This is a genomic window from Massilia sp. IC2-278, assembly GCF_020708045.1.
GTDB lineage: Bacteria > Pseudomonadota > Gammaproteobacteria > Burkholderiales > Burkholderiaceae_D > Telluria.
Map to the genome: position 1 here is coordinate 1 of NZ_JAJFES010000033.1, position 14,684 is coordinate 14,684.

Genomic DNA, 14,684 nt, shown 5'->3' on the forward strand with positions numbered 1-14,684 from the left:
GTCCTGGCGGCGGACGCGGCGGACCGGCCACCACGGTCGGCGTGGCCACGGCCGAACAGGTCGATTTGCCGGTCACGCTGGAAGCGCTGGGCACCGTGGTGCCGGCGGCGGTAGCCACCGTGCGTCCGCAAGTCTCGGGCGTGCTCCAGGAGATCAAGTTCACCGAAGGCCAGATCGTGCGCGCCGGCCAGGTGCTGGCCACCATCGACCCGCGCACTTTCGAGATCGCACTGCTGCAGGCCACCGGCCAGCGCCAGCGCGACGAAGCCCAGCTCGAAAGCGCGCGCCTGACGCTGTCGCGCTACCGCACCCTGCTGGAACAGGATTCGATCGCACGCCAGGAAGTCGATACCCAGGCCGCGCTGGTGAAGCAGCTCGAAGGCGCGATCACCACCGACCGCGCCGCCGAGAACCAGGCGCGCCTGAACCTCAGCTACACGCAGGTGAAGGCGCCGATCGCCGGCCGCGTCGGCCTGCGCACCGTGGACATCGGTAACCTGGTCGGCAGCGGCGACGCCAACGGCATTGCCGTGATCACCCAGTTCTCGCCGATCGACGTTGAATTCGCCGTGCCGCAGGACGGCGTGCCCGAGCTGCAAAGCCGCATCGTCGCCAACGCCACGCTGCCGGCGGTCGCGCTGGACCGCACCCGTACCAACGAGCTGGCCCAGGGCCGCTTCGCCGCGCTCGATAACCAGGTCGATGTCCAGACCGGCACCGTGCGCGCCAAGGCCCGCTTCGACAATAAGGACAGCAAGCTGTTCCCGAGCCAGTTCGTGAACCTGCGCCTGCAGGTGCGCACCATCGAGAACGCGGTGGTGGTGCCGGTGAACGCGCTGCGCCACGGCGCCAACGGTGACTTCGTGTTCGTGCTGAACGAGCAGGCCAAGACGGTCTCGATGCGCGGCGTGAAGCGCGGCCAGGCGACGGTCGACAAGATCCAGGTGCTCGAGGGCCTGAAGCCGGGCGAGCGCGTGATCACCGAAGGCGCCGACCGCCTGAAGGATGGCGCCAAGGTGACGCTGCCGGGCGAGCGTCCGCAAGGCGCGCAGGGTGCGCAAGGTGAACGCCCACGCCGCCAGCGTGAAGGAAACGCGCAATGATGATCGATGTAGGGTGGATGGCTATGCCGTCCACGCGTCCAGCGCACGGCGGCGTTCGCGCGGTGCGTGATGCACACGAGGTAGCAGCATGAGTCCATCCGGTCCATTCATCCGCCGCCCGGTCGCCACGGCCCTGCTGATGCTGGCGATCGTGCTGGCCGGCCTGGTCGGCTACAAGTTCCTGCCCCTGTCGGCGCTGCCGCAGGTTGACTTCCCGACCATCCAGGTGCAGACCCTGTATCCAGGCGCCAGCCCGGAAGTCATGTCGCGCACCGTCACCGCGCCGCTGGAACGCCAGTTCGGCCAGATGTCGGGCTTAAGCCGCATGAGTTCGACCAGCGCCGCCGGCGTCTCGGTCATCACGCTGCAGTTCGGCCTCGGTCAGACCCTGGATGTGGCCGAGCAGGAAGTGCAGGCCGCGATCAATGCCGGCGGCTCGCTGCTGCCGGCCGACTTGCCGGCGCCGCCGGTCTACGCCAAGGTCAACCCGGCCGACGCGCCGGTGCTGACCCTGGCGATCACTTCCGACACGATTCCGCTGACCGAAGTGCAGAACCTGGTCAACACCCGCCTGGCCCTGAAGATCAGCCAGGTCTCGGGCGTGGGCCTGGTGTCGCTGTCGGGCGGCCAGCGCCCAGCCGTGCGTATCCAGGCCGATACCGAGGCGCTGGCGTCCTATGGCCTGGGCCTGGATTCGCTGCGCACCGCGATCACGGCTGCCAACGCCAACAGCGCCAAGGGCAGCTTCGACGGTCCTTCGCGCGCCTACGCCATCAACGCCAACGACCAACTGGTGACGGTGCCGGACTATAAAAACCTGATCGTCGCCTACCGCAATGGCGCGCCGGTGCGCCTGGAAAACGTGGCGCAGGTGGTCGACAGCGCCGAAAACGTGCGCCTCGGCGCCTGGGCCAACCTGAAGCCGGCGATCATCCTGAACGTGCAGCGCCAGCCTGGCGCCAACGTGATTGCCACCGTGGACGCCATCAAGGAACGCCTGCCCGAGCTGCAGGCCGGCCTGCCGGCATCGCTGCGTCTGGACGTGCTGAGCGACCGCACCACCGGCATCCGCGCCTCGGTCGAGCACGTGCAGATCGAGCTGCTGCTGGCCGTGGTGCTGGTGGTGCTGGTGATTTTCGCCTTCCTGCACAGCATCCGCGCCACGGTGATTGCCAGCCTGGCCGTGCCGATCTCGCTGATTGGTTCCTTCGGCGTGATGTACCTGCTCGGCTACAGCCTGAACAACCTTTCGCTGATGGCGCTGACCATCGCCACCGGCTTCGTCGTCGACGACGCGATCGTCATGATCGAGAACATCGCGCGCTACATCGAGGAAGGCGAAAAGCCGATGGCCGCCGCGATCAAGGGCGCGGCCCAGATCGGCTTCACCATCATTTCGCTGACCGTGTCGCTGATCGCGGTGCTGATTCCGCTGCTGTTCATGGGCGACGTGGTGGGGCGCCTGTTCCGCGAATTCGCGGTGACCCTGGCGATTACGATCCTGATTTCCGGCGTGGTCTCGCTGACCCTGGTGCCGATGATGTCGGCGCGCTGGCTGCGCAGCCATGAGGAAGAAAAGCCGGGCAAGTTTGCGGTGAAAACCCAGGCCTTCTTCGACCGCGTGATCGCGAAATACGACCGTGGTTTGGAGTGGGTGCTGGCACGGCAGGGCCTGACCCTGATCGTGGCGCTGGCGACGCTGGCGCTGACTGCCTTGCTGTGGGTCGTGATCCCGAAAGGCCTGTTCCCGATCCAGGACACGGGCCAGCTGCAGGCACGCGTCGAAGCGCGCCAGGCGATCTCGTATGCGCGCATGGCCGAGATGCAGCAGGCCGCCGCGAAACAGATCCTGGCCGATCCGGCCGTCGAATCGCTGGCCTCGAACGTGGGCGTGGACGCCGCCAACAACACCATGCTGCACGCCGGCACGATGCTGATCAACCTGAAGCGCGACCGCGATGGCGACGTCGACGAAATCATGACGCGCCTGAAGAACCGCGTGGCGAATGTCGCCGGCCTGACCCTGTACCTGCAGCCGACCCAGGATCTCACCATCGACGCCGAAAGCGGCCCGACCCAGTACCGCGTGTCGCTCGAAGGCGCCGACAACGCCACCGTCACCGAATGGGCGCACAAGCTGGTCGACCGCATGGCGCAGCAGAAGCAGCTGCGCAACGTGACCACCGACGCCGGCGCCATGGGCGCGGCCGCCGTGGTCCACATCGACCGCGACACCGCCTCGCGCCTGAACATCACGGCGTCCGCCATCGACGACGCCCTGTACAGCGCCTACGGCCAGCGCATCGTCTCGACCATCTTCACCGAAACCAACCAGTACCGCGTGATCCTGGAAGCCCAGCAGGACGAGGCGATGTCGCTGGCCAGCCTCGGGCGCCTGCAACTGCGCACCGGCTCCGGCGAGCCGACGCCGTTGTCGGCCGTGGCCACCATCCGCGAGGAAGAAGCGCCGCTGCAGGTGACCCACGTGGCGCAGTACCCGGCCACCACCATCGGCTTCGACACCGCGAACGGCGCCTCGCTCGGCCAGGCGGTCGATGCGATCCGCGCGGCCGCCGCCGACATCAAGCTGCCGCCGGCAGTGACGCTGACTTTCCTCGGCGCCTCCGGCGCCTACGAAAAATCGCTGTCGAACCAGCTGTGGCTGATCCTGGCGGCGGTGGTCTGCGTGTACATCGTGCTGGGCGTGCTGTACGAGAGCTACATCCACCCGCTGACGATCCTGTCGACCCTGCCGTCGGCCGGCGTCGGCGCGCTGCTGGCGCTGTGGGTCACGGGCCAGGGCCTGGGCGTGATCGGCATCATCGGCATCATCCTGCTGATCGGCATCGTCAAAAAGAACGCGATCATGATGATCGACTTCGCCATCGAGGCCGAGCGCGACCAGGGCAAGTCGCCGGTCGACGCCATCCGCCAGGCGGCGCTGCTGCGCTTCCGCCCGATCCTGATGACGACGCTGGCCGCACTGTTCGCCGCCGTGCCGCTGATGTTCGGCTGGGGCGAGGGCGCCGAGCTGCGCAGACCGTTGGGCCTGGCCATCTTCGGCGGCCTGATCGTCAGCCAGCTGCTCACGCTGTTCACCACGCCGGTGATCTACCTGGCGTTCGACCGCACCGCGCGCCGCTGGTCCGGTAAAGCCCCGGCCAAGCCGAAAGAGGTCGGCGCATGAATTTGTCGAAACCCTTCGTCCAGCGCCCGATCGCGACCGTCCTCCTGACGCTCGGGCTGGCACTGGCGGGGATTGCCGCCTTCTTCGTACTGCCGGTGTCGCCGCTGCCGCAGGTCGACTTCCCGGCCATTTCGGTTTCGGCATCCTTGCCCGGCGCCAGCCCGGAAACCATGGCCAGCAGCGTCGCCACGCCGCTCGAGCGCAGGCTGGGCGTGATCGCCGGCGTCAACGAGATGACCTCGAACTCGGGCAACGGCTCGACCCGCATCAATCTGCAGTTCGAACTGAACCGCAAGATCGACTCGGCCGCACGCGAAGTGCAGGCCGCGATCAGCGCCTCGCGCGCCGACTTGCCGTCTACCCTGCGCAGCAACCCGACCTACCGCAAGGTGAATCCGTCGGACGCGCCGGTGATCATCCTGGCGCTGACGTCAAAAACGCGTTCGCCCGGCCAGATCTACGACGCGGTCTCGAACATCATCCAGCAGCGCCTGGCCCAGGTGCCGGGCGTGGGCGAGGTCGAGATCGGCGGCGGCTCGCTGCCGGCCGTGCGCGTGGAACTCAATCCCTACGCGCTCAACAAGCTCGGCGTGTCGGCCGAGGACGTGCGCGCCGCGATCCAGGCCAGCAACCCGAACCGCCCGAAAGGCGCCATCGAGGGCAGCGGCAACCGCCTGCAGATCTATTCGCAGGCCGATACCCCGACCAATGGCCGCAGCGCCGCCGACTACCACGACCTCGTGGTAGCCTGGCGTAACAGCGCGGCGGTGCGCCTGTCCGACGTGGCGAACGTCATCGACGGTCCGGAAAACATCAACACGCTCGGTCTGTTCAACGGCGAGCCTGCGGTGATCGTGCTGATCACGCGCCAGCCCGCCGCCAACGTGATCGAAACCGTGGACGGCGTGCGCGACTTGCTGCCGACGCTGCAGTCCCAGCTGCCGGGCGACATCACGCTGCAGGTGGCCTCGGACCGTACCAACTCGATCCGCTCGTCCTTGCACGAGATCGAGTTCACCTTGCTCATTTCGATTTTGCTGGTGGTGCTGGTGGTGAGCGTGTTCCTGCGCAGCGTGCGCGCCACCGTGATCCCGGCGGTGGCCACCGTGGTCTCGCTGCTCGGCACCTTCGGCGTCATGTGGATGCTGGGCTTTAGCCTGAACAATCTGTCGCTGATGGCGCTGACGGTGGCCACCGGCTTCGTCGTCGACGATGCCATCGTGGTGCTGGAAAACACCGCGCGCCACATCGAAAAGGGCATGGACCGCATGCAGGCGGCCCTGCTGGGCGCGCGCGAAGTCGGCTTCACCGTGCTCTCGATCAGCCTGTCGCTGGTGGCGGTCTTCATTCCGCTGCTGTTCATGGGCGGGCAGGTGGGCCGCCTGTTCCGCGAATTCGCCGTCACGCTGTCGGCGGCGGTGATGATCTCGCTGGTGATCTCGCTCACCACCACGCCGATGATGTGCGCCTGGCTGCTGAAAAAGGGCCACACCATCGAGCGTCCGCCGGGGCGCCTCGCGCGCTGGTCCGAGAACGGCTTTAATCGCCTGCTGAAGAGCTATGAGCACGCGCTCGACTGGGCCTTGGCCAGCCGCGGCCTGGTGATGCTGATCCTGGCCTTCGTGGTGGCCCTGAACGTCTACCTGTTCTCGGCGGCGCCGAAAGGCTTCTTCCCGCAGCAGGACACGGGCCAGATCAACGGCGGCATCCGCGCCGACCAGAGCATTTCCTTCCAGGCGATGCAGGCCAAGATGCGCCAGCTGGTGAACATCATCAAGCGCGATCCGGCCGTGGACACGGTGGTCGGCTTCACCGGCGGCGGGCGCGCCGGCGGCGGCTTCATGTTCATCAATTTGAAGCCGGCCTCGGAGCGCGACGTGAAAGGCCAGGCCGTGATCGCGCGCCTGCGTCCGCAACTGGCGCGGGTCACCGGCGTGTCGCTGTTCCTGAACCCGGTGCAGGACTTGCGCATGGGCGGGCGCTCGTCGAACTCGACCTACCAGTACACGCTCAAGAGCGACAGCAGCACGGACCTGAAGGTATGGGCGGCGCGGCTGGCCGACGCCATGAAGTCGCAGAAGGCGCTGGTCGATGTCGACACCGACCAGGCCGAGAACGGCGTCGAGATGTTCGTCACCATCGACAAGGAAAGCGCCGCGCGCCTGGGCATCAGCACGCGCGACGTCGACAACGCCCTGTACAACAACTTCGGCCAGCGCCAGGTGGCGAACATCTATGATGAGCTGAACCAGTACCACGTGATCATGGGCGTGGCGCAGAAGTATGCGCAGTCGCCGGAAGCGCTGAAGGACGTGTACGTGCCGGCACGGGCGACCGGAACCGGTAGCAGCAATGGCACGTCGACCGCATCGGCGGCATCGACGGGCACTGGCTCCGGCGTCTCGGCCACCGGCGCCATCAGCGCCAACGGCACGCCGACCCCGGCATCGAGTCTCACCGCCACGCGCGACGCCTCCAGCGGCTCGGCCCTGTCCAGCACGGCCGCCAACATGGTGCCCCTGTCGGCCATCGCCAGCTTCGCCGAGAGCTCGACGCCGACCTCGGTGAACCACCAGGACGGCGAACTGGCGACGACCGTCTCGTTCAACCTGGCCGAAGGCTTCAATCTGTCCGACGGCCAGGCCGCCGTGCGCCAGGCCGAAGCCGACATCGCCATGCCGTCCAACGTGCGCGGCAGCTTCGAAGGCACGGCGCGCGCCGCCCAGGAGTCGAACAAGGAGCAGCCGCTGCTGATCCTGGCGGCCATCGTCGTCATCTACATCGTGCTCGGCATCCTGTACGAAAGCCTGGTGCACCCGGTGACGGTGCTGTCCACGCTGCCCTCGGCCGGCGTGGGCGCGGTGCTGGCGCTGCTGCTGTTTAACATGGAGTTTTCCATCATCGCCCTGATCGGCGTGTTCCTGCTGATCGGCATCGTGAAAAAGAACGCGATCCTGATCATCGACTTCGCGCTGGAAGCCGAGCGCGCGCGCGGCCTGAATGCGGTGGAAGCCGTGCGCGAAGCCTGCCTGCTGCGCTTCCGCCCGATCCTGATGACGACCCTGGCCGCGGCCCTCGGCGCGCTGCCGCTGGCGATCGGCTTCGGCGAGGGTTCCGAACTGCGCCAGCCGCTCGGCATCGCCATCATCGGCGGCCTGATCGCCAGCCAGCTGCTCACGCTGCTGACCACGCCGGTGGTCTACGTCCTGATGGACAAGCTGCGCCGCCGCACCCCCGAAGAACGCGAGCTGACCCGCCATCCGCTCGAAGAAGAAGAAGCTGTTCCGTCCCCATCGAAATGACTAAGCCTATGCGACAACCGAAGCTCCTCCGCCTGTCCCTCCTGATGCTTGCCGCCAGCCTGGCCGGCTGCAGCGTCGGCCCTGCCTACCAGGTGCCGAGTACGCCGGCGCCGGCGGCCTTCAAGGAACTGGCCGGCTGGGTGCCGGCGGCGCCCGCCGACACGCTGGAACGGGGACCGTGGTGGCAGCTGTTCGACGACCCGATCCTGAACGAACTGGCCGCCGGCATCGAGGTCTCGAACCAGAACGTGGCGGCGGCGGTGGCGAATTACGCGCAGGCGCGCGCCCTGGTGGCGCAGCAGCGCGCGGCGCTGTTCCCGTCGCTGAACCTGCAGTTGAGCGGCGACCGTTCCGGCGTGCGCGGGCAGGGCGCCGATACCGGCTACCGCCTGAACCTGGGCGGCAGCTGGGAGCCCGACGTCTGGGGCCGCCTGCGCGCCGGCGTCACCGGCGCCGAGGCCAGCGCCGCCGCCACGGCGGCCGACCTGGCCGGCGCGCGCCTGTCGGCCCAGGGCGAACTGGCCGCCAACTACTTCGCCGTGCGCCAGCTCGACGCCACGCGCGCACTGCTGGCGGACACCGTGGCCGGCTACGAGCGCGTGCTGCAGATCACGCGCAACCGCTTCAATGTCGGCATCGTGGCGCGCACCGACGTGCTGCAGGCCGAGACCCAGCTGGCCAGCGCCCGCAGCGACGAACTGAGCGTGGTGCGCCAGCGCGCCCAGGCCGAGCATGCGATCGCGATCCTGCTCGGCCGCGCGCCGGCCGAGTTCACGCTGGCGCCGCTGCCCGAGTGGCGCGTGAAGGTGCCCGAGGTGCCGGTCGGCGTGCCGTCGACGCTGCTGCAGCGCCGTCCGGACATCGCCGCCGCAGAGCGCGACGTGGCCGCGGCGAATGCCGACATCGGCATCGCGCGCGCGGCCTACTTCCCGAACATCGGCCTGTCGGCGTCGGGCGGCACCGTGGGCAGCCGCGTGGGGGACCTGTTCTCGGCCTCGAGCGCGGCCTGGTCCTTCGGGCTGTCGGCGGCGCAGACCATCTTCAACGCCGGCGCCACCCGCGCCAGCGTGGCCGGCGCCGAGGCGCGCCAGCAGGCGGCGGCCGCGCGCTACCGCCAGACCGTGCTCACCGCCTTTGCCGACGTCGAGGACCAGCTGACCGCCACGCGCGTGCTGGCCCAGCAGCAGGACCTGCGCCGCCAGGCCGCCGAAGCGGCGAACCTGGTCGAGCAGCAGATCCTGAACCAGTACAAGGCGGGGCAGGTCAGCTACACGGAAGTGGTGCAGGCCCAGGTGACGGCGCTGAACGCACGGCGCTCGCTGCTGCAGGTGCAGGCGGATCGTCAGACGGTGGCGGTGTCGCTGATCCAGGCGCTGGGGGGCGGGTGGCAGGTGGGTGACCAGCCGTAAAGGCTGCAAGGTTTGCCGTTTGTTGTTCGTTCTTCGTAGGGTGGACTCCCGAGTCCACGCTGTAGGGAGTATGCACAGTGCCACGGTATGCAGCGGTACGACAGCGTGGACTCAGGAGTCCACCCTACAAAAGCCAAACCTTGAAAAGCCGAACCTCATGACCACCTTGCGCTGACATTCACTCAACGCAAAGTCTGCCATGTTCAATTTTCGCCATCCCCGGCCGGTCGTCGATGGACGCGCCGTCGCGGTGCAGGTCGTGCAGCAGAAGCAGGCAAGCAAACCGCAGACTGGCGTGCTCGTCATCGACAAGAAGGAAGAGCCAGCGCCCGTGCCGCCAACCGCAGGCACGGACGCTTCGACAAAAACCTAGCTCACGACCGCCGCCGCGCCAGCTGCACCCCGACCACGGCCGCCACCAGCGCCGCGCCCAGGGCCAGCTTCGCATGCCCCTGCGGCTGCGGCCGCAACCCGTGACTGTGGATGCCGTCCGCGCTGCGCGGCGGCTTGTACATGCTGCCGGTGGTGTTATCGGTGCGGTCGGCGCGCCGGCTCCAGGCGTCGAGGAAGCGGCCCATCAGCGAGGTGGTGGCCGGCGAGGCGAGTTCGCCCAATTTGAGCATCGAGGCCGGCGCCCCGATCACGGTGGTGGCGCGCGGCTTGTGGGCCAGCTTGACGACCGCGTCGGCCACCTTTTCCGGGTCCAGCACGCCGGGCGGGTAGGACAGGCGGGCGCCGGTGTAGTTACCGGCATGCTCGAAGCCGGGCGTGTCGACGAAGGTCGGGTACACGTCGCAGATGTGGATGTGCGGCTGGTCGCGCAGTTCGCCGCGCAGCGCTTCGCTGAAGCCGCGCAGGCCGAACTTGCTGGCCGAGTAGGCCGCCGCGTACGGCGAGGCGATGAAGCCGCCGGCCGAAATCATGTTGACCCAGATGCCGTGGCCCTGGCGCCGGAAGATCGGCAGCACGGCGTGCGCGTCGTGCATGTGGCTGAGCAGGTTGGTCTCGACCACGCGCCGGTGGTCTTCCAGCGGCACGTCGTGGTACTTGCCGACCACGCCGATGCCGACGTCGCTGAACCAGAGGTCGATGCTGCCCAGGGTCTCGTGCGCCCTGGCGGCGAAGCGCACCACGGCATCGGCGTCGGTGACGTCGACGACTTTCGTCTCGACCATGCCGCCGGCTTCGCGGCAGCGCCAGGCGATGTCTTCCAGTCCCGCCTTGCCGCGCGCGCCGAGCACCAGGCGTGCGCCCTGGCGGGCAAAGGCAATCGCGGTGGCGGCGCCGATGCCGCTCGATGCGCCGGTAATGACGACGCGGAGATGTGTCTGTTTCATCGTATCCGTCCTTGATCGAAGGCCTGCGCGCCGTTCCCGGTGGCGCGGGCATGTGGGATGAGTTCGCTAGTGGGCATGGTGCCTTGATTGCGCGGCACGGGTCGCACGGCTTGCCGTGCCGCTGCCGCCTGCGGCCGCTCCAGCCCAGCTGGTATCATCCTTGCAGCCCCACTGCCGTCCAACCGCTCGCATGCCGATTTTTCCCCCGTCAGTTCTCCACAAGCGCCATGCCGCGCGCTGCCTGTCCGTTCTCCTGTGTGTGTTGCCGCTGGCGGCGCAGGCCGGCGCGGCGCTCCCCGAGCGCACGCTGGCGCAGCGCGAGCACACCGCCTGGACCGAACGCAACGGCGCACCGGAGCGGGTATCGGCCTTCGCCCAGACCGCCGACGGCTGGCTGTGGCTGGGCACCCCGCGCGGCCTGTTCCGTTTCGACGGCAAGCGCTTCGAACAGGTGCGTCCGGCGTTTGCCCAGCGCTTTCCCGACACCGACGTCTACGCCCTGCAGGCCGATCCTGGCGGCGGCCTGTGGATAGGATGGCGCACCGGCGGCGTCAGCCACCTGCGCGACGGTGCGGTACGCAACTGGAATGCCGAAGACGGCCTGCCGCATGGCTCGATCTGGGGCTTCGCCCAGGATGGCCCCGGCCTGTGGGCTGCGGGGCTGGATGGCCTGGCATATTTTGACGGGACCGCGTGGAAGCGCATCGGGGCGGAGCAGGGTTTCGGCGCGCGCAAGGCGTCCTCGGTATTCGTCGCGGCCGATGGCACGGTGGCGGTGCTCAGCGAGCTGGGCCTCTTCTTGCGCGCACCGGGCGCACAGCGCTTCACCGGCCCGGTCGGCAAGCTCGATGCGCGCCAGCCCTTCCTGCAGCGCCGCAACGCCGACGGCAGCGCCGGCCCGGTCTTCCTGCTCGAAGAGCGCGGCATCCGCATCGTCGACCGCTTGCAGGACTATGAAAAGCTAGTCCACCCGTGGATCGCCCGCCAGCGCGGCCCGATTACCGGCAGCATGCTGGCCGACCGCTACGGCGCCCTATGGTACGACGACGACCAGGGCCTGCACCGCATTGCCGATCCGGCGCGCGCGGCCGCCTTGCCCGGGCAGTCCCATGCGGCCGGCGCCGAGACCTTCGGCAGCGCGGAAGGACTGTCCGGACGCATCGTCCACTGCATCTTCGAAGACGGCGACGGCAATATCTGGGTTGGCACGAATGCCGGCATCGACCGCTTCCGGGCGACCAACATCGTGCGCATGAAGGGCGCGGTTCAGCGTTCGGCCAGCCTGGCGCCGGCCCCGCCACGGGTGTCGTGGCGACCGAGGACGAAGGGGTCTGGGGCCTCGCGCACGACCGCGCCATGGCCCGGCTGCCGGGCCGGACCGCCGATGCCATGGCCGCCGGCCTGCACGGCGAACTGTGGATCGGCGACGCTTCCGGTCTGACCCGGCGCAGCGCCGATGGCCTGCGCGTGCTCGGGAAAGTGGCGCTACCGCCCGGCTTCAGCCCGATCGGCAAGATCCATGCGCTGGCCCAGGGCGCCGACGGCAGCGTGTGGATGTCGGCAGTGGGCGGCGGCGCCTGGCGTTACCGCAACGGCAAGTGGGAACGGCCCGCCATGCTGCCGCGGCAGGGCGAAAAGACGCCCCTGTCGATGCTGGCCGACAACCGCGGGCGCGTCTGGTTCGGGTACATCGACAACGAGGTGGTGCTGCTCGACGGCGAGCGCACGCGCAGCTTCGGCAAGGAACAGGGACTCGAGATCGGCAAGGTGGCGCTGCTGACCGAGTACGAAGGCAGCGTGCTGGCGGGCGGCGCCGATGGGCTGGCGCGTTTCGACGGCACGCGCTTCCGGCCGGTCGCGGCCCGGCCGGCGCAGGCCCTGCGCGGCTTGAGCGGCGCCGCGGCGGGAGCGGGCGCCTTGTGGCTGAACGGCGCGGCCGGCGTCGTCCGCCTCGACGCCGGCGCCTTGTCCGGCGCCGGGATGGACGACGCCGGCCCGGCGCGCATCTTCGACGAGCGCGACGGCTTGCGCGACCGGACCGGCATCCTCGACGTGGGCACGATGGCGCGCGCGGCGGACGGGCGCATCTGGATGTCGACCGCGGCCGGCGTGTCCTGGCTCGATCCGGCGGCCGTCGCATCCGATCCGGCGCCGTACAAGACCAGCCTGCTGCGCACCACCGTCGACGGCAAGGTGCACGATGCCGGGCCGTCCCTGGTCCTGCCGCCGGCGCCGGGCCGGATGAGCTTTGCCTTTGCCTCGCCGGCGCTGTCGATGCCGGAACGCGTGCGCTACCGCTACCGCCTCGAAGGATACGACCGCGACTGGCAGCAGGCCGGCGCCGCGACCGAGGCGACCTACACCGGCCTGCCGCCCGGCAGCTACCGCTTCGTGGCGCAGGCCGTGAATGGCGACGGGGTGGCAGGGCCGCAGAGCGATCCGCTGTCGGTGCAGGTCACGCCCAGCCTGACGCAGACCGGCTGGTTCCGGGCTGCCTGCGCGCTGCTGGCCGCGGCCCTGCTGTGGGCGCTGTACCGGTATCGCCTGCACGTGCAGGCGCGGCGCCTGCTGGCGATCGAGCGCACCCGCCAGGCCGAGCGCGAACGCATCGCCCGCGAGCTGCACGATACGCTGCTGCAGGGCGTGCAGGGGCTGATCTTCATCTTCGACGCGGCGGCGCAGTCGGCGGTGCAGGAACCCCTGCGCACCAGGCTGGACGCCGCCCTGGGCCGGGCCAGGGGCATGGTGGCCGAGGCGCGCGACCGCGTGCACGGCCTTCGGGCGGGAGACAGGCATCCCGTCGACCTGGGCGCCATGCTGGCCGGCCTGGCAGCGCGCGTCGGCGCGGAGTACCGGCGCGAGATCGCATTCACGGCCGTGGGCGAGCCGCCCCATGTGGAAGCCGATCTTGCCGACACCTGCTGCCGCATCGCGGAAGAAGCCCTGCGCAATGCCTGCCGCCATGGCGCCGCATCGCACGTGAGCATGGAGCTGGGCCATGCCGGCCACTTGCTCACGCTGGCCGTGCGCGACGACGGCATCGGCATCGACAGCGAGGTGGCCAGAGCAGGGAAGCCGGGGCACTGGGGCCTGGCCGGCATGCACGAGCGCGCGCTGCTGGCAGGCGGGCGCCTGGACATCGTTACCGGGACGGGGGAGGGCACCGCACTGCGGCTCGAATTGCCGCTGACGGCGCCGCAGCGCAGGGAATGCGAGGCAGCGGGCGGCGCCTGGCCGTAGCGTTTTGCCGTCTACTGACCCCGTGGTCAGCAATCGTGCGCGTTGTTATTGTGACATTGGCGATAATAAAGTACTGCCGCGTCAAGACATGGTCTGGCGGGCAAACCTGAACAACACTTTATTCATCGGAGAATCCATGTCCCGCCTCGTCACGCCTGCCGCCCGTCCATCCCTGACTATCCTGAAAGCCGCCATCCTGCTCGGCGCCACCGCGGCCGGCATGGCCCAGGCGCAGATGTCGCCTGCGCTCGACCGCATGAGCCTGTCGGCCGGCGCCTTCTATGCCGAACCGAAGATCCACGTGGGTGGCGATACCCGCTACGGCCGTGTCGACACGCCCGACGAGAAGATCGGTCACGAAACCCTGCCGCGCGTGAAAGCCGAGCTGCTGTTCGGCGACAGCCACGGCCTCTCGTTCGACTACTTCCGCTTCAGCAAGGGCTATGGCGCCACGGTCGACGGCGACACCGAGTACGAGGGCCGTCCGGTCAGCGGCACCATCACCGCGAACGCCAAGCTGCGCGTGGAAATGGCGCGCCTGGCCTACAAATACTGGTTCGGGAAAGAGAAGAACGCCTTCGGCGTGGGCCTGGGCGCCGCTTACCTGCGCGCCAAGATCTCGGGTTCGGGCGAGGCCAACGTGAGCGCCGCGGCGCCGGTGGAAAACTACTCCTGGAGCGGCTCGGGTTCGGCCAGCGACAACGTCTGGGCGCCGACCGTCGAACTGTCGTGGCGCCATGCCCTCAACGACAAGGTGCGCCTGTTCGCCGAAGCCGGCGGCATCAAGAAGAACGGCGGCTCGGTGGAAGGGCACGTGTACAACGGCTCGGCCGGCGTCGAATGGGCCTTTGCGCGCAACGTCAGCCTGGTCGCCGACTACGGCATCCAGAAGATCGACCTGCACCGCAACCGCGAACGCAGCGCCGACCTCGACCTGAAACTGACCGGCCCATCGGCCTTCGTCAAGGTCCGCTTCTGAAACAGCGGGGGTCAGGTTGAGAGGGTCCGGGATTCATGGACATCCAAATAGTGGACAATATGTCCCTGGAGGATTTACATGACAAACAAGCAGTTGCCATCGAAGCGGGAGATCGTTCCCGCTTCAT

General features: G+C 68.7%; 9 protein-coding genes. 8 read left to right on the forward strand and 1 reads right to left on the reverse strand.

Going from position 1 to position 14,684, the window contains the following annotated elements; genetic code table 11:
- The 5 genes from LK540_RS24715 to LK540_RS24735 form a co-directional block, all read left to right on the forward strand.
- A partial coding sequence (locus LK540_RS24715; RefSeq protein ID WP_229440060.1) for an efflux RND transporter periplasmic adaptor subunit occupies window positions 1–1,103 on the forward strand: 1,103 nt, incomplete at its 5' end.
- A gap of 88 nt (window positions 1,104–1,191) precedes the next feature.
- A complete protein-coding gene (locus LK540_RS24720) occupies window positions 1,192–4,290 on the forward strand; it encodes an efflux RND transporter permease subunit (protein ID WP_229440061.1) in 3,099 nt (1,032 codons plus the stop codon).
- Entirely contained in the window at window positions 4,287–7,592 is a 3,306-nt protein-coding gene (locus tag LK540_RS24725) for an efflux RND transporter permease subunit (protein WP_229440062.1), read from the forward strand. The genes LK540_RS24720 and LK540_RS24725 overlap by 4 nt, the downstream gene beginning before the upstream one ends.
- Before the next feature lie 8 nt (window positions 7,593–7,600).
- Window positions 7,601–9,001, forward strand: coding sequence for an efflux transporter outer membrane subunit (locus LK540_RS24730; protein ID WP_229440063.1), 1,401 nt, complete (start codon window positions 7,601–7,603; stop codon window positions 8,999–9,001).
- A gap of 199 nt (window positions 9,002–9,200) precedes the next feature.
- Window positions 9,201–9,374, forward strand: coding sequence for a hypothetical protein (locus LK540_RS24735; protein WP_229440064.1), 174 nt, complete (start codon window positions 9,201–9,203; stop codon window positions 9,372–9,374).
- Window position 9,375: 1 nt separating this feature from the next.
- Here the strand turns inward: LK540_RS24735 and LK540_RS24740 are convergent, their stop codons facing one another.
- Window positions 9,376–10,338: an SDR family oxidoreductase gene (locus tag LK540_RS24740; protein WP_229440065.1), complete on the reverse strand. Its 963-nt coding sequence runs from the start codon at window positions 10,336–10,338 to the stop codon at window positions 9,376–9,378.
- Window positions 10,339–10,528: 190 nt separating this feature from the next.
- On the opposite strand from LK540_RS24740, the gene LK540_RS24745 reads away from it, so the two are divergent.
- The 3 genes from LK540_RS24745 (at window position 10,529) to LK540_RS24755 (ending at window position 14,557) form a co-directional block, all read left to right on the forward strand.
- Entirely contained in the window at window positions 10,529–11,779 is a 1,251-nt protein-coding gene (locus tag LK540_RS24745) for a two-component regulator propeller domain-containing protein (RefSeq protein WP_229440066.1), read from the forward strand.
- Window positions 11,695–13,578, forward strand: coding sequence for a sensor histidine kinase (locus LK540_RS24750; protein ID WP_229440067.1), 1,884 nt, complete (start codon window positions 11,695–11,697; stop codon window positions 13,576–13,578). The genes LK540_RS24745 and LK540_RS24750 overlap by 85 nt, the downstream gene beginning before the upstream one ends.
- Window positions 13,579–13,714: 136 nt before the next feature.
- Window positions 13,715–14,557, forward strand: coding sequence for an autotransporter domain-containing protein (locus LK540_RS24755; RefSeq protein WP_229440068.1), 843 nt, complete (start codon window positions 13,715–13,717; stop codon window positions 14,555–14,557).
- Window positions 14,558–14,684: the final 127 nt, after the last annotated feature.

What these genes read in the sequence shown, in the direction of transcription:
- LK540_RS24745 (WP_229440066.1), top strand. Translation starts at nt 10,529, where the DNA reads ATGCCGATTTTTCCCCCGTCAGTTCTCCACAAGCGCCATGCCGCGCGC.
- LK540_RS24735 (WP_229440064.1), top strand. Translation starts at nt 9,201, where the DNA reads ATGTTCAATTTTCGCCATCCCCGGCCGGTCGTCGATGGACGCGCCGTC.
- LK540_RS24720 (WP_229440061.1), top strand. Translation starts at nt 1,192, where the DNA reads ATGAGTCCATCCGGTCCATTCATCCGCCGCCCGGTCGCCACGGCCCTG.
- LK540_RS24750 (WP_229440067.1), top strand. Translation starts at nt 11,695, where the DNA reads ATGGCCCGGCTGCCGGGCCGGACCGCCGATGCCATGGCCGCCGGCCTG.
- LK540_RS24755 (WP_229440068.1), top strand. Translation starts at nt 13,715, where the DNA reads ATGTCCCGCCTCGTCACGCCTGCCGCCCGTCCATCCCTGACTATCCTG.
- LK540_RS24725 (WP_229440062.1), top strand. Translation starts at nt 4,287, where the DNA reads ATGAATTTGTCGAAACCCTTCGTCCAGCGCCCGATCGCGACCGTCCTC.
- LK540_RS24730 (WP_229440063.1), top strand. Translation starts at nt 7,601, where the DNA reads ATGCGACAACCGAAGCTCCTCCGCCTGTCCCTCCTGATGCTTGCCGCC.
- LK540_RS24740 (WP_229440065.1), bottom strand. Translation starts at nt 10,338, where the DNA reads ATGAAACAGACACATCTCCGCGTCGTCATTACCGGCGCATCGAGCGGC.